Here is a 24,830-nt window from a genome sequence, read left to right as displayed (position 1 = left end):
AAGGCCGAAGACAAAGGGCAGCTTAGGCTGCCTTTTTTTCGCCCATTTTTTGACTGCCGTGGCGTTGTTGATGAAGTCGGGCGATCTCGATACGGCATGATGATGACCCAGGTTTGACCCCCACAATATTCGCGTGAATTTACCTACTCCAGCCGTCGTCGGTATCCGTGGCGCCCAGCGTCTGCCAAGATTTGCCCTGCTGCTGCTGTGCGCCGCCTATGTTTTGCCGGGCTTGTTTGGGCGAGACCCATGGCGTCAGGCGGACCTCAGCTCATTTGGCTTTATGGCCAGCATTGCCCAGGGCCATGCCCCCTGGTGGCAACCTGCCATCGGCGGCGTTCCCGCCGAAGGCGGCCCGCTCCCCTACTGGGTGGGTGCCTTGGCGATCAAGGCCTTGCCTTTCTTCGATGCAGCCTTCGCCGCCCGCCTTCCGTTTGCGGTGATTTTGGGGCTGACGCTGGTGCTGGTCTGGTACAGCTGTTTCCATCTGGCCTGCACCGAAGCCGCTCAACCGGTCGCTTTTGCATTCGGCGGCGAAGCTCATTCCATCGATTACGCGCGCGCATTGGCCGATGGCGCTTTGCTCGCCTTGATGGCCACACTCGGGCTGCTGCAACTCGGGCATGAGACGACGCCGGAACTTCTCCAACTGCTGGCTTCATCGCTATTTTTGTATGGGCTGGCCGCGGCCCCCTATCGTCCCAATAAGGCGCGTTGGGCGGCCTTGAGTTCGCTGCCGGTGCTGGCGGCCAGTGGCGCACCTATCGTGGCGATGGTGTGCGCAGCGGCTGGCGCGTGGCTGTGCAATCGCTCGCGCTATACCGAGGCGCGGGCCTTGGTGAAATGGCTGTTGTTGGCGGGTTTGCTGGCAGCTTTGAGCGCCTGGGAATTCAATGCCTGGGCCTGGCGTATCAACACCTCATCTCCGGCCGACCTCGGTCTGCGAATGTTCAACCTGCTGGCCTGGTTCAGTTGGCCGGCGGGGCCACTGGCGGCATGGACGGTTTGGCGCTGGCGTGCGCATTGGCAACGCCGACATGTGCTCCTGCCCTTGGTTTGTGCCGTCATCCCCATCATTACCAGCATCTTGATGGGTGGCTCGGACCGTGCGCTGTTATTGGCCCTGCCGGCCTTGGCTCTATTGGCTGCGTTTGCGCTGCCGACGCTGCAACGCGGTTTCACTGCCGCCATGGACTGGTTTTCGGTGTTCTTCTTCAGTGCCAGCGCCTTATTTTTCTGGGTCTACTACAGCTCTATGCATTTGGGCTGGCCGGCCATTCCCTTGGCCAATTTGCGTCGACTAGCACAAGGCTTCGAGCCCCGCTTCAACGCCCTGGCCCTGTTCTTTGCCATTGCCGCCACGATAGCCTGGCTGGCCCTGGTGCGCTGGCGCACGGCCAAGCATCAACACGCGATCTGGAAGAGCCTGGTCTTGCCCGCTGGCGGGGTCGCCCTGGGTTGGTTGCTCGCCATGACCTTGCTGCTGCCACCGCTCGACTACGCGCGCAGCAACCGCCCTTTGGTGGAGCAATTGCGAAAATACATCCCGGTGAATGCGGATTGCATCGCAACCCCCGAGCAAGCACTGTCAACCGCGGCGGCGCTGGAGTTTCAAGGCCATTGGCGAGTCGATGCCAAGCATGCACTCGCTGCCAGCAACTGCAGCTACGCGATACAAGCCAGCCAGACGGCGATCCCTGAGGCCTGGGAGAAAATTGCCTTTGTCAGGCGACCAACCGATCGCGTGTCCGGCTTTGCCGTCTTGCGGCGCCGCTAGAAGCCCGAGCAAACCAACTCAGAGCAGCGACGCATTGGCCGCCTCAACACCCAAGGCTGGCTCCCCGAGATGGCGTACGCGCACTGCCGGCATGGCTAATCTGAACTTTGAGCCCTTGCCGGGTTCACTTTCGATTTGCAGTTCACCGCCGTGGCGATGCATCACATGTTTGACAATAGACAGACCCAAACCGGTGCCGCCTGTTTCACGCGAGCGGCTCCCGTCAACCCGGTAAAAACGCTCGGTCAAACGCGGCAGATGCTCGCGCGCGATGCCAAGGCCGGTGTCGCTGACGCAAAGTTCCCCCGAGCCATCGCCGAGCTGTCGCCAAGAGACTTCGATGTCCCCGCCTGCCGGCGTGTAGCGAACCGCGTTGTTGACCAAGTTGGCGGCGGCACTGAGCAACTCCGACTCAATACCAGCCAACTCGATTTGCGTATCCGGTTGGAACTTCAGCTGATGCCGCCCCGTCGACAGAGCCAGCGCATCGGATTTGATACGCGCCAGCAAACCATCCAAGGCGACCCAACGATCGGCGCTCGGGCGCGGGCTGCCCTCCAACTGAGCCAAGGTCAGCAAGTCGCTGACCAAACCTTGCATACGGTCGGTCTGCTGCCCCATCAAAGTCAACACACGCGTGCGCTCGGCCGCCGTCAGGGGTAGCGACACCATGGTCTCGATGAAACCCGCCAACACGGTCAAAGGCGTGCGAATCTCATGCGACACATTGGCTACGAAATCGCGCCGCATCGCGTCGGAGCGCTCACGTTCGGTGATGTCTTGCGACAGCACCAATTTCATGCCGCTCCCGTAACGCTTTACGATGACTGACAGGGTGCTGAACCCACGTACATTGCTCAACACCAAGGGGGCCGCATAACTATCTGTTTGGAGATAGGAAACAAACGCAGGCGAGCGCACCAGATTGGTCACGCGCTGAAGCAGGTCGCGTTTGGGGTCGAGCGAAAAATGGTCGGCGGCCACACGGTTGCACCAATGGATGTGATCGTGCGCATCCAACATCAACACACCGTTAGGCGACGCATCGATTGCCGATAAGAACTGTTCCAACTGCAGTCGCTCACTGGCGATTACTTTGTCGCGCTCACGCACCGCGCGCTCGACCCGGTAACCCAACTCCCCCCACATGCCGGTGTCTCGTGGAGCAGTGTCCAGTTGCGAGCCACGCAACCACTGCAGCAGGCGGTGGCCGCGCACGGCATCTACCAGCACCAAGGCGATAACGGCACTAGCGGCGCTCAGACCCTCGCCCAAAAAGGGCCAAGCCAGCAAGTGGCCAATCCAATGACCAAAAAAAACACCCGCAACGACCGCTGAGGCGGCCAATATAAAACGCGGTAAGAGCCAATTCACGCCAACTCCAGAAAAAGCCCCAGGCCAAAGCCCCGCCCCATAGTCATACGGGCAAGGCCGCCATCTGCTGCGTCAAACGGTAACCCGCGCCGCGAACGGTTTCGATCATGCGAGCACATTGAACACGCTCCAGCGCCTCCCGGAGCCGCTTTACATGCACATCAACCGTGCGCTCTTCGATGAACACATGATCACCCCAGACCCGGTCCAGCAGTTGTGAGCGGCTGTGAACGCGCTCCGGATGGGTCATGAAGAAATGCAGCAAGCGAAACTCGGTGGGGCCGAGTTTGACCTCGGCGCCATCGCGACTGACGCGGCGAGTACCCGGATCCAGATTCAAGCCACCGACTTCGACCAGGGTGTCCAGCGCCTCGGGGGCCTTGCGCCGCAGCACGGCACGAATTCGTGCCAACAATTCATTGGTCGAAAACGGTTTGGTCAGGTAATCGTCCGCTCCCGCATCCAGACCGGAGACCTTATCGGTCTCCTCTGCGCGAGCGGTCAACATGATGATGGGCATCTCTTTGGTACGAACTGCGCCGCGCCATTGGCGAGCCAGGGCCAGGCCCGATTGACCCGGCAGCATCCAGTCCAAAACCACCAGATCAGGCAGGATGCGGTCCACTTCGTATTGCGCCTGATCGGCACTCGCTGCGATCGTGACCTCAAATCCCGCATGACGCAGATTGATGGAAATCAGCTCGGCAATCGCCGACTCATCTTCCACCACAAGAACTCGGCTCATTCCTATTCCCCTTCGCTTTAGCGAACCATGGTCTCAACGGCCTCGGGTGTGTTGTGACGCACATCCGTACCCTTGACCACATAGATGATCACTTCGGCCAAATTCTTGGCATGGTCGCCAACCCGCTCAATCGCCTTGGCCACAAAAATCAGATCGATCGACGATGAGATGGTGCGCGGGTCTTCCATCATGTAGGTGATCAGCTTGCGCATCAGACCGTCGAACTCCTTGTCGATCTGGTCATCCTGCTTGAGCACCTCGACCGCACGCTCGACATCCAAGCGCGCAAACGCGTCAAGCGCCTTGCGCAGAAGCGCGGTCGCCAATTCGGCCTCAAAAGACAGGTCGCTCATCGGCAAGCGCAAGCGACTGGATACACCCGCATTGATCAAACGCTGCACCGTGCGCGCTATCCGGGCGGCCTCATCACCGACCCGCTCCAGATTGGCAATCGTCTTCGAAATCGCGATCAGCAAGCGCAAGTCGCGCGCGGTTGGCTGCCGGCGAGCAATGATGCTGGAGAGGTCGCGGTCGATTTCGACTTCCATCGCATTGACCAGTTCTTCCTGCTTGAGCACCGTACTGGCAATGTCGCCACTGAAGGTGGTCAGCGCCAGAACCGCCTGGGCCACTTGAGACTCGACCAAGCCGCCCATCTCCAGCACGCGCGTGGAGATGCCGCTCAGTTCGGCATCGAACTGCGTTGACAGATGTTTTTCACCCATGATTTGATCCTGAAAAATTTTGGTTTAACAACAGCGCTGATGCGAGCTTCAAACTGGCCTGCAGCGAGCCGAACTCATAGCCCGAAAATATCAACCGAAACGCCCGGTGATGTAGTCTTCGGTGTCCTTGCGCTTGGGCTTCATGAACAACTCGGCGGTCGGTCCAAACTCGATCAGGTCGCCCAAATACATATAGGCCGTGTAGTCCGAACAGCGTGCGGCCTGCTGCATATTGTGCGTAACGATGGCCACCGTGTAGTCGGTCTTCAGTTCATGAATCAGCTCTTCAATCTTGCCGGTGGAGATCGGATCCAGCGCCGAGCAAGGCTCGTCGAGCAACAAGATTTCGGGCTTGATGGCAATGCCGCGGGCAATGCACAAACGCTGCTGCTGGCCACCGGACAGGCCCGAACCGCTTTGATTCAGCTTGTCCTTCACTTCACCCCAAAGCGCCGCCTTCTTCAAGGCCCATTCGACCCGCTCATCCATTTCAACGCGCGGCAAGGTTTCGAACAAACGCACACCGAAAGCGATGTTGTCATAGATCGACATCGGGAACGGCGTCGGCTTTTGGAAAACCATGCCGATCTTGGCGCGGATCAGCGAGACATCGTCCTTGCTGGTCAGGATGTCATTGCCGTCGAGCAAGATCTGACCCTCGGCGCGCTGCTCCGGGTAGAGCTCGAACATCCGGTTCAAGGTGCGCAGCAAGGTCGACTTGCCGCAGCCCGACGGGCCGATAAAGGCCGTCACCTTGTTCTCGGGGATGTCCAGATTGATATTCTTCAGGGCAAGAAAATTGCCGTAGTAGAAATTCAAATTGCGTACCGAGAGCTTCGCCCGCTCGGTAACAGGCATATCAACTTTTGCGTCCATGGTGAACTCCGCTCTCTCTATCAATGCTTGTTCTTGAAAAGTACGCGCGCCAGAATATTCAGCGCCAACACACCCATCGTGATGATGAAAACACCCGCCCATGCCAGCTTCTGCCAGTTTTCATAGGGGCTCATGGCGAACTTGAAGATCGTGACCGGCAAGGTGGCCATCGGCTTGCTCAAATCCGTAGTCCAGAACTGATTGGACAAGGCCGTGAACAGCAAGGGAGCCGTCTCGCCCGAGATACGTGCCAGTGCCAGCAAAATACCGGTCAGCACGCCGGCGCGGGCCGACTTCAGCGTCACCGAGATGATCACCTTCCACTTTGGCGTGCCCAGCGCATAGGCCGCCTCACGCAAGGCGTTGGGGATCAGGCTCAACATGTTCTCGGTAGTGCGAATGACCACCGGGATAACGATCAAGGCCAGAGCCAAAATGCCCGCATAACCCGAAAAGGTCAGCATGCGAGTCACCACCAGGCCATAGATAAACAGCCCCACCACAATGGAAGGCGCCGACAACAAGATGTCATTGATGAAACGCACTGTGCTGCCAAGCCAGGTCCGCTGTCCATATTCGGCCAGGTAGATTCCGGCCATGATGCCGATCGGCGTGCCCAGCAAAGTAGCCAGTCCGACCATCATCAATGAACCAAAAATTGCGTTCGCAAGGCCACCGGTCTCGGCCATCGGAGGCGGGGTCATTTCTGTGAAAGTCGCCAGTTGCAAGCCACCCAGGCCCAAAACCACGGTCTCGAACAGAATCCACATCAACCAAAACAGGCCAAAGGCCATTGCGCCCAAAGACAGCGTCAAGGCAACCATATTGACGCGCTTGCGCTTGGCATGCATGGCCAAGCGCTTGGCATGCAGTTGGCTGGCGGCGGTCGCCATATTTGTTGCAGGGTTGCTCATGAACGTGCCCCTTCACTCTTCTTCAATTGCGACAACAAAACCTTCGAGCAAGCCAACACGACAAAAGTAATGAAGAACAACACCAGGCCCAAATAGATCAACGACGCCTGATGCAAGCCCTCGCCGGCCTCGGCGAACTCATTCGCCAGCGCCGATGTGATGCTATTGGCAGCCTCGAAGACCGACAGCGAGTTGAGTTGATTCATATTGCCGATCACGAAGGTCACCGCCATGGTTTCACCCAGGGCACGCCCCAGCCCCAGCATGATGCCGCCCATCACGCCCGTCTTGGTATAGGGCAGCACCACATTGGCCACGACTTCCCAGGTCGTGGCGCCCAGGCCATAAGCAGACTCCTTCAACATCGGTGGAGTCACCTCAAACACATCACGCATCACCGATGCGATGAAGGGGATGATCATGATGGCCAAGATGATGCCGGCCGACAAAATACCGATACCCACCGGTGGGCCTGACACCAGACCGCCAAGAAACGGCACGCCGGTGAGCAGGGTTTGCAGCGGTTGCTGCACATAGGTGGCCAGGATCGGCCCAAACACCATCAGGCCCCACATGCCGTAAACGATCGAAGGCACGGCCGCCAACAACTCGACGGCAACGCCCAAAGGACGCTTGAGCCAACTGGGCGACAACTCTGTCAAAAACAGGGCGATACCAAAGCTGACCGGCACCGCGATCAGCAAGGCAATGAATGAGGTCATCAAGGTGCCGTAAATCATCACCAGACCGCCAAACTTCTCTTTGACCGGATCCCATTCGGTAGTCCACAAGAAGCCCAAGCCGAACTCCTTGATGGCGGGCGAGGCTCCTATCACCAAAGAAACGATGATGCCCGCCAACAAGGCCAGCGTCAGCCATGCTGCGCCATGCGCGAGCAAGGAGAACACCGTATCAGCCCATGGGGCAACTCGGCGGCGCGCCGGCGGCAGGCCCTGGGGCTGAACCAGGTCGGCCGGCCTAGCGGATTCAAAATTATTGGCTGGAAGTATTGCGGCCACGGGGCCTCCGCATGGTCTGCGTTAAAGGGAAAAAGTGAATGTCTGATTCAACAACAGCCCGATCAAGCCAAGGCCGTCGGGCTGTTGCAGAAGTTCAAGTCAAACTTACTTGAAAGAAATGGCCTTGCCTGCGGTGTCCTTGACGTTGGCGGCCCAATGCTTGCGCACCAATTCCTTGACGCTGTCCGGCAGCGGCACATAGTCCAGTTCGTCGGCCATCTTGTCGCCGTTGTTATAAACCCAGTCGAAGAATTTCAAGGCGGCGCTCGCATTGGCAGCCTTGTCTTGCGACTTGTACATCAAGATGTATGTCGGGTTGGTGATGGGCCATGTGTCCTTGCCGGCTTGCTCGGTCGTGACCTGGAAGAAGGTCTTGTTCCAATCAGCACCGGCGGCGGCGGCCTTGAATGCAGCATCGTTCGGACGTACAAAAACGCCGTCCTTGTTCTTCATCTGAGCATAGGTCATCTTGTTTTGCAGCACATAGGAGTACTCGACATAACCAATCGAGTTAGGCAGACGCTGCACAAAAGCGGCCACGCCTTCGTTACCTTTGCCGCCGGCGCCGGTTGGCCAGTTCACGGCCGTGCCGTCACCAACCTTGGACTTCCACTCTTCATTGACCTTAGACAGGTAGTTGGTGAACACAAAAGTTGTGCCCGAACCATCGGCGCGGCGCACCACTGAAATTGCTGCATCCGGCAATGGCACACCTGGGTTGAGCGCGGTCAACGCAGCATCATTCCACTTGGCGATCTTGCCCAGATAGATATCACCCAATACTTGCCCCGTCAGACGCAACTGGCCCGGAGCAATGCCCTTGATATTGACCACGGGCACAACGCCGCCGATGACGGTGGGAAACTGGATCAAGCCGTCCTTGGCCAGATCCTCATCCTTCAAAGGCATGTCGGAAGCGCCAAAATCAACCGTTTTAGCCTTGATCTGCTTGATGCCGGCGCCGGAACCTACCGACTGATAGTTGATTCGCACACCGGTTGCCTTGTTATAGGCATCGGCCCATTTGGCATACAGAGGCGCCGGGAAGGTAGCGCCCGCACCTGTTACATCCTGGGCGTGCAGCAAGGGCAAAACAGCCATGCCGACGGCAAAGAACAATCCATTGCGAATCTGTGTAAATTTCATGTGCGGCCTTGTCAGATGAGGGCTTGAGTTAACAACGATCGTCATCGTATGACTTGAATATGACATTGTTGTGACCGAGTGCTACTGTAATTCGGCTCATCGCCGAACGGGCTATAGCCACTTCAAGTGAAATACAAATTTCATTGGACTGTCACATTTGATCTCTAAGCTGGGAATCTGTCCCCCTTCTTATCGAGCTCCCATGACAATCAAAGCCCTTCGTACCCTCGCCTTATCCAGCGTCGCAGCCTTGACTTTGCTGCTCGGCGCATGTGCAGTCGCTCCGGTTCCCGCTACCTTGGCCGATACGCTCGCGCTCAATCCGCAGCTGAGCACCTTTAACCGTCTGCTTGAACAAGCCGAGCTGAAGGCAACCCTGCAAGCCGCCGGCCCTATGACCGTGTTCGCACCGAACGATGAGGCCTTCAAGGCCGTGCCCGCCAAAACATTGGAAGCCTTGGTCAAAGACAAGGAACAACTGAAGTCGGTGCTGAGCTTCCACATCCTGGCTTCGCAATTGAAAGCAGCCGATGTCAAAAACGGCAATGTCAAGACCTTGCAAGGCGCCGAGTTGGCGTTGGGCCGGGCCGGCGATTTCGTCACGGTTGAAGACGGCATGGTTCAACAAGCCGACATCAAGGCCAGCAACGGCGTCGCTCATATCGTTGACCGCGTGCTGATGCCGCCGAAGAAGAAGTAAGCAACCATTGCCCAAATTGAAAAAGCCCCTGCAGCCGATGCTGCAGGGGCTTTTGTCTTGGCCGTCGGTGTCAGTTGCAGTTAGGAACCTCGGGCTTGCCGCTCGCCTTCATGCATTGCTTGTAGCCGCCGGGCAGATTCGTCAATTGGCGCGACTGCCCGGTCGCCAGTTTGAACTGATCGAAGACCTGGTGCGTACAGGTGGTCGTCGTCTTGCCGGCTTCACCCTCGACACTGTCACAACGGCTGGTGAAGAGTGCGTAATTGCACTCGCCGCTTGGGCTGGCCACACATTCGATCTTGGCCGAACCCGGGCTCTTGACGGTGGCGCTGTCGCCGTCCTTGGTGGTAGTGATGTGAACGGCGCAGCCGCTCAAAAGGGCGGTCAGCAGGCTGGCGAAGCAGCCAAGGCGGGCAATTGTGGAGAGTTGGAGCATGGGATTCCTAAGATCATGCAGGCCGATTGACCCGCGTGAGCGCATCCTAGGCAAGCCGGTCATCACCAGCAAAGCGGATGTGACGAGGCGACAAAAAAGACCACCCACCGGCAAAATCCAGGGGGCGGTCTTGCTCAAGCCAAGGAGCTATGGTCGGGGCTCAGGCCTTGCGGCGGCGCAATGTGAGCGTCAAAAAACCCAGGCCCAAGGCCAACAAGCCATAGGTTTCAGGCTCAGGCACAGGCGCCGCGCTCATCACAAAGGCGAGGTTATCGGCATAGCCGTCGTTGTCGCCACCACCCTGGCGCTCCATTGACAGATCAAACTTGATGGCGCTGGTGCCAACCGGCACGAAGCCGGTGACTTGGCGATAGAACAAGCCGGTCTGGTTGCCGCGATCGCCCGGCGTGACGGGGCCCAAGGTCACCATGCTGATATCGGCGCTGGCCGCATCAATAAAGGTCACCATGAGTTGAGCGTTGTCGCCCTGGCTGGTCCAGCCACCCAGGTAGCCATTCAGATCAAAGGCCGTAGTGCCGGCGGCAAAAGATGCCGTCAGGGCGCTGACGTCAATGGTTTGAAAGCCCGCCGAGTAGGCCGAACTCTGACCAGCAAACATCTTGGCACCGCGATCGACCGGGCCCGGCTGTGTTGGCAAGACCCAGTTGCTGCCGTAGGAGACGGACTGAAACAGGTCGGCATCGGCATAGGCGGTCCAAGCGCCGGCGCCGGCTTCGGCATCGCCATTGACGATCAAATTGCTGCCGAGGCCGGCGGCTTGCGCGGCCAAGGCGGCAAAGGCGAGCGATAGGGCAGCGGCGCTGCGGATCAAGGTGTTGGTTTTCATATTGATTCCTGAGTCGATAAATGAGTGATGGGGTGAACTTGCGATCAAACGGGCAGGCGGTACTGATTCAGCTGAGCCGGGCCTTGCATGGCCGGGTCGCTGATCGAGGGTTCGCCGGTTTCCAAGTGCCCAGCAAAGCGCCGGCTGAAATCGGCTTGGCCCACGACACGCACGCTGAAGTCATACCAATAGGCGCTGTCTTTCAGGGGCAGGCGCACGCTGGTGCTGGCACGCGGGGCCAGCTTGACGGTTTGCGGCGCCACCTCGTAATACTTGTTGGCGACGAGCGTCATGCTGCAAGCGAAACTGCCGGCGTTGCTCATCTCGATCAACAACTCGCCATTGACCGCGTCCATGGACACGCGCACCTCGGGGTTGGGCTGAGCGGCGGCGGCCACGCGGCGGGCGTTGCCGGTGAAGTGGCGATGAAAGCCATTGGGCCCCAGCACCCACAGGTCATAGGCGCCGCTGGCCACCGGCGTCCAATTGCCCTGCAACTGCTTGCCCGCTTCGACCGTGTAGCGACGCGGCAACGCGGCCAGGTTCAGGCGGTCATAGACATGGAACACCGCCGCGGCGGCGCCGGTATTGTCGAACTGCAACTCGACGCGGCTGGAGCCGACCCGGCCCGGGTTGACCTTGATCGCGGCACTGGTGTGCAACTCGTAAGGCAAGGCGCGCGCCGGGCGTGGGCCGCCCAATTGCTCGGGTGCGATCAAGTTGGCCGGCGTAGGCGGCGTGGTCGTGCCCGGCAAGGCACGGGCGCGCGTGGCCAACTCCAAGGTCTTGGGGAGCGCGGCGAAGAAGGCGCCGTCGTTGGGGTCTCGGAAGTTGAAGGCCGACATCATGTCGCCGCAGACCGCCCGGCGCCAAGCGCTGATATTGGGCTCCATCACGCCAAACCGCTTCTCGATGAACCGGATCACCGAGGTATGGTCGGCGACTTCGGAATTCACCCAGCCGCCCTTGCTCCAAGGCGAGATCACATACATGGGCACGCGTGGGCCGACGCCGTAAGGCTTGTGCTGGTGCGTGGCGGCGGTGCCGTTGAGGATGTGGTGGTATTCGCCGGTGGTGTCCACGGTCGAGGCGCCGGCCAACTCCGCCTTGGCCGGGTCGGCGTCCCAGGCCACGTAAGACGGGGCGGCCGGCGGCGGCATATGGTCAAAGAAGCCGTCGTTCTCGTCGAAGTTGATGAACAAAACAGTCTTGCTCCAGACCTCTGGATTGGACGTTAGCGCGTCCAGAACCTTGGCCGTGTAGTCGGCGCCCTGGGCCGGACTGGAAGGCCCAGGATGCTCCGAACCTTCTGCGGTTGCGACGATCCAACTGACCTGCGGCAGCTTGTCCGCCATCACGTCTTCAAGCAGCTTGTCGAGGTCGCGCGTGCTGATGCCGCGCTCCTTGAGTTGCTGCGAGTAGCCGGGGCGGCCGTACCAAGCGTCGCGGTAGGGCCTGAAGCCCGCCAGCGAGTTGTCGGTGAAGTTGTCGGCCATATTCTGGTAGACCTGCCAGCTGATGCCGGCGTCCTGCAGGCGCTCGGGGTAGGTGGTCCAGCTGTAATCGTCCAGCGGGTTCTCGTTGAACCAGTCGTGGCTGTTGTCGGTCGACGGGCCATTGCCCAGGCGCAGCGGGTCGTTGCTGCCGGTCCACAGGAACAGGCGGTTGGTGTTGGTGCCGGTCTGCGAGGCGCAGTGGTAGTGATCGCAAATCGTGAAGGCATTGGCCATCGCGAACTGGAAAGGCAGATCGCTTTCCTTGAAGTAGCCCATCGAATGGTTGTTCTTGGCCTTGGGCCAGGCATTCATGCGCCCCTGGTCCCAGGCGGCTTGTGCGTCGCTCCAGGAATGCGGCGTGCCGGAAACCCGCATGAACGCGAAATTCTGGGCCGTGTTCAAGTGGAACGGTGCCAAGGCCAATGGGCCAGTCGAAGGACGGCCGGGCACGGCGGTCACTGCGTTGGGTTGCACCCAGACGTTCTTGGCCGTGATGCCGGTTTTGTCCGCCACCGGCACCGGGAAGGGGTCGGCAAAGCCGCGCACGCCATTGAGGCTTCCGAAGTAGTGATCAAACGAGCGGTTCTCTTGGGTCAGGATGACGATATGTTCGACGTCCTGAATCGTGCCGCTGCGGTTATTGGCTTGAATGGCCAGGGCGCGTTGGATGGCGGGCGGAAAAGTTGCCAAGGCAGCGGAGGCGCCGGCTGCCGAGGCGACGGTGCGCAGAAAACTGCGGCGGTCTTGTTGGGTCATGGTGGGAGCTTTGTGAAGTGAGATTGAAGGCTCAACGGGACTGTTGGCGGCGTGTCGCGACACCCACAGCCAGCAGACCCGCCAGCAGCAAGGCGTAGCTATGCGGCTCGGGCACGGCTTGCGTGAACGTGAAATCGTCCATCACGAATTCGCCATGGTTGACGCTCTTGACCTGCACCATATCGACCAGGCCGGCATAACCACTGGCCAGAAAGCTCGGGGCCGCCGAGGGGTCAAGAGTTGCCGAGCTGTGCACCTTCTGGCCACCCAGGTAGAGCTCGAAACTCAACACAGCGCCGCCCTGGCCGGCGAAGAATGCGCCGTCGAAGGTGGTCATTTGAGCAAAGCGAATTGCGCTGCTCGCGTCATCGGCCATGAAGCCGGTCGTCACGCGGCCGGTACCCGAATGGGCGCTGTAGGGCGCGGCAGGGATTGAAAAAGCGGTCCAACCGGCGGTCGACCAGTCCAAGCCGCCATAGCCGGCGGGCAAGACGCCATCGGCCAAATCATCGAAGCTCAAAACCGTCGTGATGCTGGCGGCCATAGCCGCCGGCAAAGTCGCCACCGTTAGAACGCCAGCGGCCAAAACACCGCGCAGCAAATGCAAATTTTTCCTCATCGAAACCCTCCTGTTTGTGGATTCGATGCAATTTACTGAGGGAATATGCAAATTTGATGTTGAGCCATGGGCCGAATGGCTCCACAGCACAAAGCGACTGCCGCAGGGGCAAGCGCGCCCTGCCCCATGAAATCAAGCCAATTCGGCTTCGTTTTCAGGGCTGAAAGTAACGCTGTACTTGTGCGCATAGCAACCCAGCACCATTCAATCCGACTGGCCGAGCAAAATGCTCAACAAGATAATTTGTTCCGATCTGGCCTCGCCAGGGCGCGCGCTCAATGTTGGAATTAACCGACACCACGGCGGCTGCAGCATTGTTATGGTCTGCCCCGCCATCGTCACTCAGCCTCGAAAGCCTCACGCATGAAACGTATTTGGGACATCTCACCGCAGGTATCGGAGCAGTCGCCGATCTTCCCGGGCGATGAGCCATTCAGACTGAAATGGACCGCCAGACTTTCTGCCGATTGCCCGGTCAACCTCAGCGCGATCACGATGTCGCCTCATGTAGGCGCGCATGCCGATGCACCACTGCATTACGCCAATGGTGCGGCCAGCAGTGCCGAGGTCGAGCTGCAAGCCTATTTGGGCCCTTGCCGCGTGATCCATGCGATCAACTGCGGCCCGTTGATACAGATCGAGCATCTCAGACATGCTGCCGCCTTGATGCCGGCGCGCGTCTTGGTGCGCTGCTGCCAAAGCGCCGACACCGAATGGAACCCGGACTTCAGCGCCTTTGCGCCGGACACCGTCGATTGGCTGGCCGGCCTGGGCGTCAAGCTGATTGGTCTGGACACGCCCTCGGTGGATCCGGCCAGCAGCAAACTACTGGCCAGCCATCAGCAACTGCTGCGCCTGAACCTGCGCGTGCTGGAGAATCTGGTGTTGGACGAGGTGGCCGAGGGCGACTATGAATTGATCGCCTTGCCGCTCAAATTAGCCGGGGCCTGTGCCTCGCCCGTTCGCGCCATCTTGCGCGAGCTCTAATTACTTCGCGCCATCTTGCGTGAACTTTTGAACTCTGGAGAAGCTGCGATGACCACAAAGCAAGATTGCGACGTACTGGATCAGGAAGATCCGCTGCGTGAGCTGAAGCTGCAATTCGATTTACCTGTCGGCACCATCTATCTGGACGGCAACTCGCTGGGCGTATTGCCGCGAGCGACCCTCGGCCGAGTGCAAGAGGTGATTCAGAAGGAATGGGGTCAGGACTTGATCAAGAGCTGGAACAGCGCCGGCTGGATCGACCTGCCCGGACGCATCGGCGACAAGATAGCGCGCTTGGTCGGCGCCCGGCCCGGTGAGTTGATCGTTGCCGATTCGACCTCGCTGAATTTGTACAAGGTTTTGTCGGCGGCACTGCGCATTGCAAAAGAGGATGGGCCGACGCGCAAGCTGATCGTCTCCGAGCGCAGCAACTTCCCCACCGATCTCTATATTGCCCAGAGCCTGGCGGAGCAGCATGGTTTGCGTCTGCACCTGGTCGACGGGGTGGATGAAATCCCGGCGGCGCTGAACAGCGAACTGGCCGTGCTGATGCTGACCGAGGTCAACTACCGGACCGGCTATAGGCACGATATGAAGACCGTCACCGCCGCCGCTCACGCGGCGGGTGCGCTGGTAATCTGGGACTTGGCCCATTCGGCCGGCGCCGTGCCCGTCGACTTGAACGGTGCCGATGCCGACTTCGCGGTGGGCTGCGGCTACAAATACCTGAACGGCGGCCCCGGTGCGCCGGCCTTTGTATGGGCTCACCCCAAACATGCCGAGCGTTTCTGGCAGCCCTTGTCGGGCTGGCTGGGTCACGCCGCGCCATTCCAGTTCACGCCCGACTACCAACCGGCCGCTGGCATCAAGCGTTATATCTGCGGCACGCCGGCGCTGCTCTCCCTGGCAGCATTGGAGTGCGGCGTTGACACGGTGCTGGCAGCCGAGGCCATCGGCGGCATGGCGGCATTGCGCAAAAAGTCGATCGCACTGACCGAGCTATTTATCGAATTGGCCGAGTCGCGCTGCGCCAGTTTGGGCGTGCGCCTCGCCTCGCCTCGCGATGAATTGCAGCGCGGCAGCCAGGTCTGCTTGAGCCTTGACGAGCCGCTGCATGAGGCCGGCTACGCGGTGATTCAAGCCTTGATTGCGCGCGGCGTGATCGGCGATTTCCGCGCCGGTGACCCGGCACGACTGAAAGACATGCCTCACATCTTGCGCTTCGGCTTCACGCCGCTCTACATCGGTTTTGCCGATGTCTACGACGCCGTCGAGCATCTGGTCCAGGTGCTGAAGAACAAAGAGTGGCAACGACCCGAGTTCAACGAAAAAGGAGCAGTGACATGAGTTGCCCACACCAGCCAGAGAACATCGTCAAAGAAGAGGGGGCACAACTCGATTTCTCCAACGATATGAGCTACGGCGACTATCTGAAGCTCGACCAGATCCTCGGCGCCCAGCAGCCGCTCTCGCCCGAGCACAACGAGATGCTCTTCATCGTCCAGCACCAGACCTCGGAGCTGTGGATGAAGCTGATGCTGCACGAGATGCAAGCGGCTGTGGCTTGTGTGGCGAATGATCAACTGCCGGCCGCGTTCAAAATGCTGGCAAGGGTCTCACGCATCATGGAGCAACTGGTCCACGCCTGGGACGTGCTGGCCACGATGACGCCGCCGGAGTACACCGCTATTCGACCGTACCTCTCCAATAGCAGCGGCTTCCAAAGCGCCCAATACCGGCGCATCGAATTCATGCTGGGCAACAAGAATGCGGCCATGCTCAAACCCCACGCTCACCGGCCCGCCTTATTGGCTGAAGTTGAGGCCGCATGGCGCGCGCCCTCGCTGTATGACGAGGTGCTGCGCCTGCTGGCAAGGCGCGGTATCAAGGTACCGGCGGACGCGCTGGAGCGCGACTGGACACAACCTCGCTCGCTTGATGAAGGAGTCAAAGCGGCTTGGCTGACGGTCTACCGCGAGCCCGAAAAAAATTGGGATCTCTACCAAATGGGCGAAGAATTGGTGGATCTGGAAGATGCCTTCCGGCTCTGGCGCTTTCGTCACGTGACCACGGTGGAGCGAGTGATTGGCTTCAAGCGCGGTACCGGCGGCACCTCGGGTGTCGGCTATTTGCGCAAGATGCTTGACGTGGTCTTGTTCCCCGAGCTGTGGGCGTTGCGCACCGAGCTTTAATGGCATGCAGATGGAGCGTAATTGTTTGAGTCAAGCACTCGGCCTTTTGCTATAAAGTGAGCAACAAGCAAATTCGACCAATAGAGTCGAGTGGAGCCGGGTGGGACAGCAGAGAGTCTTGTGATGCCTCAAGCACTTGGACCGATAGATTTAACCTTGATCCCCGACGGTTGGGGGTCAAGTCTTGCCATCTATAGCCCAATCCGCACCAGAGCAAACGGGCGAGCTGCATGCCAACAGTCATGACGACTACTGAACCGTCGTCAGCAACGCCAACCCTGCCCTCATGGTTGAAAAGCCGTCTGGCAATCAGCGGCGCAGCCTTGCTGAGTTCAATCTTGATCCTTCTGGCGACAGGATTCATAGCGCTCGAATACCGCCAACAGAGTCAAATCGGGCGAGAACAAAACGAGTTGTACGTTCGGGCTCTCGAGGTCCATATCAGCCAGACCTTGAAAAGTGTCGATCTGGCGCTGCTCGGCATGGTTCAGTCCTTCGCCGGGCAGGTGGAAACAGCCGAAACGGCGACGTTGAATACGCTACTGGCCTTGTCTGCGAACAAGTTGCCTGAGGTGCGAAGCTTTTCCTTGCTGGACGCCCAGGGGCTGGTGCTGGCCAGCAGTTCGCCTCGCAATGTGGGGCGCAAGGTCTCCCTGCTCCAACTACAGTTGCAAGGGCAAGCCCAGCCCGCCGGTCTGGGCCGTATTTTGCCTGGGCGGGATTTGGCGGACTTGACGGACTTGGGTGCAAGTCCACCGCCTCATGCCGAATTGCAGCCACCCCAAAAGCCCGCCAATCCGAACCAGCAGTCAATGCTCCCACTGACCCTGGTTCAACAAACCGAGCGCGGTGTCCGCTATTGGGTGGCGATATTGAAGCCCGAATCCTTCGCCAAGATTTTGGACCGCTTGGTGGAAGACCATGGCCAGCAAACAGCAATACTTGGCCTTGATGGTGAAATGATTGCCGCCAGCCAGCGCCTGCAAGGAACATCTGCCACCGCAGCCGAAACACACACGGTCTTCAAGGACCTTTTACCCGACCGGGAGAGCGGCAGCTATCGCGCCATAGGTTTGATGGGTTTGAACAGTACCGGAAGTTTCCAGCGTATTGCCGGCCATCCGCTGGTGCTGCTGGTTGAATTGCCGGGCACCCAAATCTGGGAGCGGATGCAGAGTTACGCCCAAGCGGTGGTGCTGATGACTCTGGTGGGATTGGTCTTGATGATGGCCCTGGGTACGTTCTCTTGGCGGGCGCTCAATGTTTATGAGCATGCAAAACGCGAATTGGTGACCACTCACGAGAGCTTGGCCAGCAAAGCGCGCGAGCAAAGCCTGTTGATCCAAAACGTACAGGAGTTGATGTTCCACACCGATTCCAATGGTCTGCTGCAGTTCGTCAACCATGTCGATTTTTTGGGCGCCAAAAGCATCGACTCCTTGCTGGGTCAGCCATTTGAAGCCTTGATCGATCCGCGGGACAAGCACAAGGCACGCGGCCTGTTCCGCAGAACCACTGGTTTTTTGAACCTGCCGGTCATCCTGCGCCTGGCGGCACCCGATAGCCGCCAACGTGTCTTGGAAGTGGTCGTCACCGCGGTCAAGCCGAATGAAGGCGGCGTATCCGGTTTCGTGGGCTTCGCTCTGGATGTGACCGAACGCGAAGACGCGCGCCAGCGACTGCAGACTCAGCTGGATTTCACGGCACGGCTGATCGACGTTTGCCCGATTCCGATTTTCGCCAAGGACAGCGCCCTTCGCTTTGTGATGGTCAATCAAGCCTGGAGCGATATGACCGGGGTCGACAAAAACCTGGCGCTTGGGCGCAGGCTGAGCGAACTCAGACCGGCGAGCCTTGCCGAGCCGGTCGAGTTGCAGGACGCCCGGTTGATGTCCCAGGGTGGCAGCGAACATCTGGAGATCAGGGAACGCGAGCGGGACTTTTTGACGCATCGTGCCGTGTTCACCGATGCCAATGGCGCGATCGCCGGCTTGCTGGGAAGCGCGATCGACATCAGCCGCTTCGTAGAGGCAGAGCGCCAAATTGGCGAAGCCCGAGATGCCGCGGAGCGTGCCAACAATATCAAAACCGAGTTCGTTGCCAATATGAGCCATGAATTGCGCACGCCGCTGCAGAGCATCATCGGGTTCTCCGAACTGGGCGTGAACCGAAGCGGCGACAAGCCTCGTTTGCAGGACATGTTCGCTCGCATACAGGCCTCGGGGCAACGGATGCTGGAACTGGTCAACAACCTGCTTGACCTGTCGCGACTAGAAAGCACCATCGGCCATTTGATCTTGACCGAACAGGATTTGGTGCCGCTCATCAAGACCTTGATCGATGAGCATGCAGAGGCAGCCGACAAGCGATCAATCAAGCTGAAACTGCAATTGCCCGAGCAACCCTTGATCGCCGCAGTTGATGCGGAACGTCTCCAGCAAGCGCTGCGCAATGTGCTGGACAACGCGTTGCGCCTGGCCCCCGAAACCAGCCAGGTCACCATCAAGGCACACCAAGATGGCACAGAGCTTTGTATCAGCGTGCATGACCTCGGGCCGGGCATTCCTCCAGCCGAATTGGAGAGTATCTTCACGCCCTTTTCACAGAGCTCCCTGACCAAGGAGAGTGCCGGCGGCACCGGCCTGGGCCTGGCCGTTTGCCGCAAAATCATGTTTGCCCATGGCGGCGGGGTCTCGGCCCACAACCATGTTGAGGGCGGCGCCGTCTTCGAGTTGTGGCTGCCGCTCAGTTGAATCGCTGCCCGCACCTACAATCCGCGCCAGCCTCAACCACCTTAAAGCAAGCTCGGTCAGCGAAGCCTACCCGGCCTCGCCTGCCCCGGCGGAGACAAGATATGGATACCCGCACTTCAGAAGTTATGTTGCGCATCGAGAGACTGCGCGATGCGATGAAAGCACTCGGCGTGCACGCCTGCCTGATACCTTCAAGCGACCCGCATTTATCAGAGTACTTGCCCGAGCGCTGGCAAGGTCGGCAGTGGCTTTCCGGCTTTACCGGTTCGGTCGGTACCTTGGTGGTGACCCTGGAGCGCGCCGCCGTATTTGCGGACAGCCGCTACTGGACCCAGGCCGAAACCGAATTGGCCGGCACCGGCATCGCGCTGGAGAAGATCCCGACCGCAGCCGCCACCCATTACCTTGACTGGATTTCAGCCCAACTGCAGGCCGGTCAAAGCTTGGCGGTAGACGGTCAGATCCTGGGCTTGGCGCTGGCCCAGCAGTTGCGAGTCGCGATGCAGCGTGCCGGCATTCAGTTGCGTACCGACCTGGATCTGATCGACCGTATCTGGCCGGCTCGGCCGGGCCTGCCGGCGGGTCAGATATACGAGCATCTGCCGCCCCAGGCGGTGGTCTCCCGGGCCGAAAAATTGGCCGATATACGTACGGCAATGGCTCGCATCGGGGCCAGCCATCATTTCATTTCCAGCGTCGATGACAGCGCTTGGCTGTTCAATCTGCGCGGCGCCGACGTTGACTACAACCCGGTGTTCATGGCCCATACCTTGCTCAGCGCGGACTCGGCCACGCTATTTGTGGACGGTGGAAAAATTGATGCGGCCTTGCTGGCTCGATTGAATGCAGATGGCGTGCAGGTCGCCCCCTATGGTTCAGCGCCGGCCGCGCTGGCGGCCCTGCCGCAACAAGCCCGCGTCTTGATGGACCCGCGCCGCGTCACACTGGGCTTGCGTGAGGCCGTGCCCGCCCATGCGACGGTGCTGGAGGCGATCAATCCGAGCACGCTGGCAAAGAGCCGCAAGACCGCGGCGGAGGCACAGTTCGTGCGCAAAGCAATGGTGCAAGACGGTGCCGCGATGTGCGAGTTCTATGCCTGGTTCGAGCAAGCCCAAGGGCGCGAGCGCCTGACCGAGTTGAGCGTTGACGAACATTTGAGCGCCGCTCGCGCCAGGCGGCCGGGCTTTGTGGGCTTGAGCTTCCCCACCATCGCCGGCTTCAACGCGAATGGCGCAATGCCGCATTACAGGGCGACGCGGGCCTCACATGCGGTGATCGAGGGCAACGGATTGCTGTTGATCGACTCCGGCGCCCAATATCTGGGCGGCACCACCGATATCACCCGGGTTTGGCCGATTGGCGAAGTTTCAGCCGAGCAAAAGCGCGACTACACCCTGGTACTGAAAAGCACGCTTGCCTTGTCGCGTGCCTGCTTTCCGCGCGGTACGCTCAGCCCCATGCTCGACGCATTGGCGCGGGCGCCAATGTGGGAGCACGGCCTGGACTACGGCCACGGCACCGGCCACGGCGTCGGTTACTTCATGAATGTGCACGAAGGCCCGCAGTCCATTTCCAAAGCACTGCCGGACGCCAATATGGCGATGGAGCAAGGCATGATTACCTCGATCGAGCCGGGCATCTATCGACCCGGCAAATGGGGCGTTAGGATTGAGAATCTGGTCCTCAATGTGGCACTGCAAACGCCCGAGAACAACCAGTTTGGCGAGATGTTGGCGTTCGAAACCTTGACGCTGTGCCCGATCGACACCCGCTGCATTGACTTTGGCCTGCTAGGCGCCGAAAACATCGATTGGCTGAACCGGTATCACGTCGTGGTGCGTGAGCGGCTTGCGCCTTTGCTGTCAGGCCCTGCGCTGGCTTGGTTGCATTTGCGAACGCAAGCAATTTGACGCTCGGCAAATGCGATCAAAAAAGCGCAGTTTTACTGCGCTTTTTTTATGCTTAAGCACCTGGTAGAAACCCTTGACTCACCTTAAAGTAGGCATTAGGGAATCGATGATTTCTGTCAAGGAGCCCATCATGAGTAGCAACAAGATTCACACCTTCTCCGAGTCTGGACTGCATACCGCCTTGTTGGTGGCGTTGATTTTGCTTTTGGTCATCAGCTTGGTCGATGCTTTGTTCTTCACCCCTGAAGGCAGCACGCCGATGCTATGGCGCTTGGACCCCGTGGTGATCTCTGGGCAGGCGCAACCGGCGCGTTGAAACCGGCCACTCCGATCACATCTGCCGGAACAAATGTAGATAGCTGCGGCTGACGGGCAGCACTTCGGTGCGGCCTTTCAGGTGCACGTCGGCTGTTTCGTTCGGCCCTCGCGTGATATGGCTGATTGCATGCAGGTTGACCACGACGGAGCGATGCACCTGCACAAAACTGTTCGGATCGAGTTGATCCATCAACTCGCGTATGGGCGTACGTATCAGCGCCTCACCCTCGCTCCAGGCGACCAAGGTGTATTTTTCGTCCGAGCGCAAATAGACGATGTCGTCCACCGGAATCAGCTTCAACGTTGCCCCGACCGAGGCGCGGATCCATTGCAAATACTTGGGTGCAGGCCCGGCTTCGGCGGCAGGAGCCGGCGGCTGAACAACCGCTTGCGACACATGCTGCCCCAGACGCTCAAGTAGCTGAGCGATTACCGCCTCCAAGACCTGCGTAGACGGAGACGGCGGCGATGGCGATGATGACAACGCGCCCGCATGGGCATCGGCCCGCCTCGCCTTCAGGCGGGCCACGGTGTCATCCAACCTGGCTTCTTCAACCGGCTTGACCAAATAGTCCAAGGCACCTTGGTCAAAGGCCTGGACCGCATATTCCTCGTAGGCGGTCACAAACACAATCTGCGTTCGACGGGCCAACTGGCGCGCCGCCTCAATGCCGTTCAGCCCTGGCATATGCACATCCAGAAACACGATCTCAGGCTGAAATTGCTCGAACAGTTCCAGTGCCTCGCGGCCATTGCGAGCCTGCGCCACGATCTGCAATTCCGGCCAGGCGATGGCCAGACTGCGCGCCAGACTATCCCGCAACAAGGGTTCGTCATCCGCGATCAGCGCGGTCGGTCGATCGATTTGTGTGCTCATGGAAAGAACTGCAGTTCGGCCCGCAGGCCATGAGGAGAATTTTCGGTCATATCCAGGCGTGCACTGCTGCCGTAAAACATCTTCAGGCGCTCTCGCAAATTGCGCAGTCCGGTGCCAATGCCCGTGCTTTGCGTCAGCCCTACTCCGGTGTCACTGACCCAAACACGCACCGGCGAACCTGCGACCGAGGCCTCGGCCATCACCTCGATCACACCGCCCTCCTCACCTGGATCAATGCCATGACGAATCGCGTTTTCAACCAGGGTCAACAAGGCCATGGGCGGGAAGCGCAGCGAGCGCAAATTATCGGGCACCTCGATCCGAAAGCAGAGCCGATCGGGCATGCGCAGGTGCATCAATTCCAGGTACGAGCGCACCAAGATCAACTCATCCCCCAAGGTGGCGGCCTCGTTCTGCAGCCGCGGCATTGCCGCTCGAAGATAAGCGATCAAACTGCGCAAGACCGGGGCTGCTTGAGGTGAACCGGTTTCGACCAGAGCCCGGATATTGGCCAAGGTATTGAACAGGAAATGTGGCTCGATTTGCGCCTGCAGCAAACGCAAGCGGGCGTCCAGGGCCTGCCGCTCCAACTCGCTGCGCTCCAACTCAAAGCCAAGCGCCTGACTGCGCGCCTCGGCATCACGGTGCCGGTACAGGGCGCCCATCGCCAACAAGGGGCCCACGACCAGGCCCGACCCGGCAATCCAGATGAAGCCGGAGATGCGGTGTTCGTTCTGGAGCAGCGAAGCGATGTCGCCACCCACTAACACCAGATAAACCAGCACGGTCGCAAGCGGCACGGTCAGGCCCACCACCACGACCTGCAACAACCAGCGGGCCAACCATTCAGGCAGACGCCGCGGCCATTGGCCTGCGGCTGAAAACGCCAACAAGGCCAGCAAGCCGATGACCAAGGTTCGACCCAACAACTCCGGCAAAGGAGTCACAAATATTGGACTGAGCAATAGCGCAGCCAAGGCCGAAAGCCCAAGCGAAAGAGCCAACCTCTTCGGGGTCAAATAGGCAATGAATTCTGCCCATGCTTGAGCATGGCTGGGCATGGAAGTAAGCGGAGGCTTTTGAGGTATGGCGTTCAGCATATGCGCAGCGTAACGGGCCACGCCGAGCTAACCAAGACCTTTGGGCTTCTCAAAGCGATGAGTGGCGGTATACCGACCTCAGGCCGCAGCTCAGCGACTGATTGAGCGGCGTTTAAGCCACAAATGCCGAACCCCGGTTGAGCGGAATTTGCTGAGCTTTGCCGCCCATCGCGCTCAAACCATGGCGCCAACCCGACACATCACCACATCTCGGCCGGCGTTGATCGCGAAGCGCAGAGCCTCGGCGGGCGACGACCAGCAAAAACCGCCGGCCAGACTTTCTTCGCGGTAGGCCTCTTGGCGAGGCTGGCCCTCCCGCATGCGAATCACCACCACGGCCGCCACATAGCCGTAGCTATGGGTCCGATCCATGGCGCCGGCATAAATCCGATAGTCCCCTGCATCCACTTCGTCAAAATACATGATCAGCTCCAACGCAGGTTTAATCTGCGCCTAGGACCCAATGTCGCACTCACCACCCTGGGGGGAGGCCAAAGAAAATGGGGCCCCAAAAAGAGGGGCTTGCTCTTTTGACGGCCGCTTATTCGATTTCGCGGCGAAGCAAAACTAGACGACCGGTCTAATTGCGATTAGAATGATATTTATGCGAGCCGCCTACGACGACAACAAAGCCCATATCTTGGACAGTGGGCGCCCATTGATTGAGAGCAAGGGGTTCTCGGCGGTCGGTTTGGCAGAAATCCTGCAAGCGGCGGCCATACCCAAAGGTTCTTTTTATCACTACTTCGCCTCCAAGGAAGACTTTGGCCGAGCCTTGCTGGAACGCTACTTCTTGGACTACGGCCTGCGGCTGGACGACTTGTTCGGCCCCTCGGAACGCTCGGCGTTCGACCGTTTGATGCACTATTGGTCGCAATGGGCCAAGAGCCAGGCAGGCAATAGTGTTGATGCCAAATGCTTGGTCGTCAAACTGGGTGCCGAGGTTGCGGATCTGTCCGACAGCATGCGCGACTGCCTGCGCCAAGGTACCGACGATGTGATCCGGCGGTTGCGCGACTGCATTTTGTCGGGGCAAGAAGATGGCTCGGTGTCGGGCCAAATTGAGGCCCAGCAAAGCGCAAGAATGCTCTACCAAATGTGGTTGGGGGCCAGTCTTTTGAGCAAACTTCACCGTGATGATTCAGCGCTGCAAGCGGCCTTGTTGGTCACTCAAAAAATGCTGGCTCCGGCCCACGGCTAAGGCAGGGTCAGCCAAGTCGACTCGGCCAGGATATTGCCAATTCAAAAGTTTCCCGACAAATT

23 protein-coding genes are annotated in these 24,830 nt (G+C 59.4%); 9 read left to right on the top strand and 14 right to left on the bottom strand.

Annotation, left to right across the window (positions count from 1 at the left end):
* Positions 1–133 precede the first annotated feature (133 nt).
* Positions 134–1,777, top strand: coding sequence for a hypothetical protein (locus LNV07_RS22340; protein WP_263573412.1), 1,644 nt, complete (start codon positions 134–136; stop codon positions 1,775–1,777).
* A gap of 18 nt (positions 1,778–1,795) precedes the next feature.
* On the opposite strand, the gene phoR is transcribed toward LNV07_RS22340, so the two are convergent.
* The 7 genes from phoR to pstS all read right to left on the bottom strand — a co-directional run bounded on the left by phoR (position 1,796) and on the right by pstS (position 8,531).
* On the bottom strand, positions 1,796–3,151 hold the full coding sequence (phoR, locus tag LNV07_RS22335; RefSeq protein WP_263573411.1) for a phosphate regulon sensor histidine kinase PhoR: 1,356 nt from the start codon (positions 3,149–3,151) through the stop codon (positions 1,796–1,798).
* 43 nt (positions 3,152–3,194) lie between these two features.
* Entirely contained in the window at positions 3,195–3,896 is a 702-nt protein-coding gene (gene phoB, locus LNV07_RS22330) for a phosphate regulon transcriptional regulator PhoB (RefSeq protein ID WP_263573410.1), read from the bottom strand.
* 17 nt (positions 3,897–3,913) lie between these two features.
* On the bottom strand, positions 3,914–4,621 hold the full coding sequence (phoU, locus tag LNV07_RS22325; protein WP_263573409.1) for a phosphate signaling complex protein PhoU: 708 nt from the start codon (positions 4,619–4,621) through the stop codon (positions 3,914–3,916).
* Between the two features lie 90 nt (positions 4,622–4,711).
* Complete coding sequence (pstB, locus tag LNV07_RS22320) at positions 4,712–5,497, bottom strand: phosphate ABC transporter ATP-binding protein PstB (protein WP_263573408.1); 786 nt, start codon at positions 5,495–5,497, stop codon at positions 4,712–4,714.
* A gap of 20 nt (positions 5,498–5,517) precedes the next feature.
* Complete coding sequence (gene pstA, locus LNV07_RS22315) at positions 5,518–6,390, bottom strand: phosphate ABC transporter permease PstA (protein WP_263573584.1); 873 nt, start codon at positions 6,388–6,390, stop codon at positions 5,518–5,520.
* Between the two features lie 17 nt (positions 6,391–6,407).
* Positions 6,408–7,379: a phosphate ABC transporter permease PstC gene (gene pstC / locus LNV07_RS22310; RefSeq protein WP_263573583.1), complete on the bottom strand. Its 972-nt coding sequence runs from the start codon at positions 7,377–7,379 to the stop codon at positions 6,408–6,410.
* Positions 7,380–7,535: 156 nt separating this feature from the next.
* The gene (gene pstS, locus LNV07_RS22305; RefSeq protein ID WP_263573582.1) at positions 7,536–8,531 is read right to left on the bottom strand and encodes a phosphate ABC transporter substrate-binding protein PstS; all 996 of its coding nucleotides are present in this window, start codon (positions 8,529–8,531) and stop codon (positions 7,536–7,538) included.
* A gap of 247 nt (positions 8,532–8,778) precedes the next feature.
* Between pstS and LNV07_RS22300 the strand changes: the two genes are divergently transcribed.
* Positions 8,779–9,276 carry a fasciclin domain-containing protein gene (locus LNV07_RS22300; protein ID WP_263573407.1) on the top strand — a complete coding sequence of 166 codons (498 nt, stop codon included), beginning with the start codon at positions 8,779–8,781 and terminating at the stop codon, positions 9,274–9,276.
* 70 nt (positions 9,277–9,346) lie between these two features.
* On the opposite strand, the gene LNV07_RS22295 is transcribed toward LNV07_RS22300, so the two are convergent.
* From LNV07_RS22295 to LNV07_RS22280, 4 genes are all read right to left on the bottom strand, one after another.
* Complete coding sequence (locus LNV07_RS22295; RefSeq protein ID WP_263573406.1) at positions 9,347–9,712, bottom strand: hypothetical protein; 366 nt, start codon at positions 9,710–9,712, stop codon at positions 9,347–9,349.
* Between the two features lie 160 nt (positions 9,713–9,872).
* Positions 9,873–10,559 (bottom strand): PEP-CTERM sorting domain-containing protein, encoded by a 687-nt coding sequence (locus LNV07_RS22290; RefSeq protein WP_263573405.1) that lies wholly within the window; start codon positions 10,557–10,559, stop codon positions 9,873–9,875.
* A gap of 44 nt (positions 10,560–10,603) precedes the next feature.
* A complete protein-coding gene (locus LNV07_RS22285; protein WP_263573404.1) occupies positions 10,604–12,811 on the bottom strand; it encodes a phosphocholine-specific phospholipase C in 2,208 nt (735 codons plus the stop codon).
* A 31-nt stretch (positions 12,812–12,842) separates the two neighbouring features.
* On the bottom strand, positions 12,843–13,430 hold the full coding sequence (locus LNV07_RS22280; RefSeq protein ID WP_263573403.1) for a PEP-CTERM sorting domain-containing protein: 588 nt from the start codon (positions 13,428–13,430) through the stop codon (positions 12,843–12,845).
* Between the two features lie 363 nt (positions 13,431–13,793).
* On the opposite strand from LNV07_RS22280, the gene kynB reads away from it, so the two are divergent.
* The 6 genes from kynB (at position 13,794) to LNV07_RS22250 (ending at position 21,588) form a co-directional block, all read left to right on the top strand.
* Entirely contained in the window at positions 13,794–14,417 is a 624-nt protein-coding gene (gene kynB / locus LNV07_RS22275; protein ID WP_263573402.1) for an arylformamidase, read from the top strand.
* Positions 14,418–14,465: 48 nt separating this feature from the next.
* On the top strand, positions 14,466–15,764 hold the full coding sequence (gene kynU, locus LNV07_RS22270; protein WP_263573401.1) for a kynureninase: 1,299 nt from the start codon (positions 14,466–14,468) through the stop codon (positions 15,762–15,764).
* On the top strand, positions 15,761–16,609 hold the full coding sequence (gene kynA / locus LNV07_RS22265) for a tryptophan 2,3-dioxygenase (protein WP_263573400.1): 849 nt from the start codon (positions 15,761–15,763) through the stop codon (positions 16,607–16,609). The genes kynU and kynA overlap by 4 nt, the downstream gene beginning before the upstream one ends.
* Before the next feature lie 452 nt (positions 16,610–17,061).
* On the top strand, positions 17,062–19,362 hold the full coding sequence (locus LNV07_RS22260; protein ID WP_263573399.1) for an ATP-binding protein: 2,301 nt from the start codon (positions 17,062–17,064) through the stop codon (positions 19,360–19,362).
* 101 nt (positions 19,363–19,463) lie between these two features.
* Positions 19,464–21,272 carry an aminopeptidase P family protein gene (locus LNV07_RS22255; protein WP_263573398.1) on the top strand — a complete coding sequence of 603 codons (1,809 nt, stop codon included), beginning with the start codon at positions 19,464–19,466 and terminating at the stop codon, positions 21,270–21,272.
* Positions 21,273–21,402: 130 nt separating this feature from the next.
* Positions 21,403–21,588: a hypothetical protein gene (locus LNV07_RS22250; protein WP_263573397.1), complete on the top strand. Its 186-nt coding sequence runs from the start codon at positions 21,403–21,405 to the stop codon at positions 21,586–21,588.
* Between the two features lie 15 nt (positions 21,589–21,603).
* On the opposite strand, the gene LNV07_RS22245 is transcribed toward LNV07_RS22250, so the two are convergent.
* From LNV07_RS22245 to LNV07_RS22235, 3 genes are all read right to left on the bottom strand, one after another.
* Entirely contained in the window at positions 21,604–22,467 is an 864-nt protein-coding gene (locus LNV07_RS22245) for a LytR/AlgR family response regulator transcription factor (protein WP_263573396.1), read from the bottom strand.
* Positions 22,464–23,414 carry a sensor histidine kinase gene (locus LNV07_RS22240; protein ID WP_263573395.1) on the bottom strand — a complete coding sequence of 317 codons (951 nt, stop codon included), beginning with the start codon at positions 23,412–23,414 and terminating at the stop codon, positions 22,464–22,466. The genes LNV07_RS22245 and LNV07_RS22240 overlap by 4 nt, the downstream gene beginning before the upstream one ends.
* A 327-nt stretch (positions 23,415–23,741) precedes the next feature.
* Positions 23,742–23,990, bottom strand: a complete 249-nt coding sequence (locus LNV07_RS22235) for a hypothetical protein (RefSeq protein ID WP_263573394.1) — start codon at positions 23,988–23,990, stop codon at positions 23,742–23,744.
* A gap of 181 nt (positions 23,991–24,171) precedes the next feature.
* On the opposite strand from LNV07_RS22235, the gene LNV07_RS22230 reads away from it, so the two are divergent.
* Complete coding sequence (locus tag LNV07_RS22230) at positions 24,172–24,768, top strand: TetR/AcrR family transcriptional regulator (RefSeq protein WP_263573393.1); 597 nt, start codon at positions 24,172–24,174, stop codon at positions 24,766–24,768.
* Positions 24,769–24,830: the final 62 nt, after the last annotated feature.

Origin of the sequence: Roseateles oligotrophus (assembly GCF_025717515.1) — a bacterium.
Classification (GTDB): Bacteria; Pseudomonadota; Gammaproteobacteria; order Burkholderiales; family Burkholderiaceae_C; genus Paucibacter_A; species Paucibacter_A oligotrophus.
Note: the sequence above shows the minus strand (reverse complement) of the source record. Positions and strands in the feature narration are given on the sequence as shown.

Coding starts and splice junctions, on each gene's coding strand:
- kynA (WP_263573400.1), top strand. CDS start 15,761: ATGAGTTGCCCACACCAGCCAGAGAACATCGTCAAAGAAGAGGGGGCA.
- LNV07_RS22255 (WP_263573398.1), top strand. CDS start 19,464: ATGGATACCCGCACTTCAGAAGTTATGTTGCGCATCGAGAGACTGCGC.
- pstB (WP_263573408.1), bottom strand. CDS start 5,497: ATGGACGCAAAAGTTGATATGCCTGTTACCGAGCGGGCGAAGCTCTCG.
- LNV07_RS22230 (WP_263573393.1), top strand. CDS start 24,172: ATGCGAGCCGCCTACGACGACAACAAAGCCCATATCTTGGACAGTGGG.
- pstS (WP_263573582.1), bottom strand. CDS start 8,531: ATGGCTGTTTTGCCCTTGCTGCACGCCCAGGATGTAACAGGTGCGGGC.
- LNV07_RS22300 (WP_263573407.1), top strand. CDS start 8,779: ATGACAATCAAAGCCCTTCGTACCCTCGCCTTATCCAGCGTCGCAGCC.
- kynB (WP_263573402.1), top strand. CDS start 13,794: ATGAAACGTATTTGGGACATCTCACCGCAGGTATCGGAGCAGTCGCCG.
- LNV07_RS22285 (WP_263573404.1), bottom strand. CDS start 12,811: ATGACCCAACAAGACCGCCGCAGTTTTCTGCGCACCGTCGCCTCGGCA.
- LNV07_RS22245 (WP_263573396.1), bottom strand. CDS start 22,467: ATGAGCACACAAATCGATCGACCGACCGCGCTGATCGCGGATGACGAA.
- LNV07_RS22295 (WP_263573406.1), bottom strand. CDS start 9,712: ATGCTCCAACTCTCCACAATTGCCCGCCTTGGCTGCTTCGCCAGCCTG.
- phoU (WP_263573409.1), bottom strand. CDS start 4,621: ATGGGTGAAAAACATCTGTCAACGCAGTTCGATGCCGAACTGAGCGGC.
- kynU (WP_263573401.1), top strand. CDS start 14,466: ATGACCACAAAGCAAGATTGCGACGTACTGGATCAGGAAGATCCGCTG.
- LNV07_RS22235 (WP_263573394.1), bottom strand. CDS start 23,990: ATGTATTTTGACGAAGTGGATGCAGGGGACTATCGGATTTATGCCGGC.
- LNV07_RS22250 (WP_263573397.1), top strand. CDS start 21,403: ATGAGTAGCAACAAGATTCACACCTTCTCCGAGTCTGGACTGCATACC.
- phoB (WP_263573410.1), bottom strand. CDS start 3,896: ATGAGCCGAGTTCTTGTGGTGGAAGATGAGTCGGCGATTGCCGAGCTG.
- LNV07_RS22290 (WP_263573405.1), bottom strand. CDS start 10,559: ATGAAAACCAACACCTTGATCCGCAGCGCCGCTGCCCTATCGCTCGCC.
- LNV07_RS22280 (WP_263573403.1), bottom strand. CDS start 13,430: ATGAGGAAAAATTTGCATTTGCTGCGCGGTGTTTTGGCCGCTGGCGTT.
- pstA (WP_263573584.1), bottom strand. CDS start 6,390: ATGGCGACCGCCGCCAGCCAACTGCATGCCAAGCGCTTGGCCATGCAT.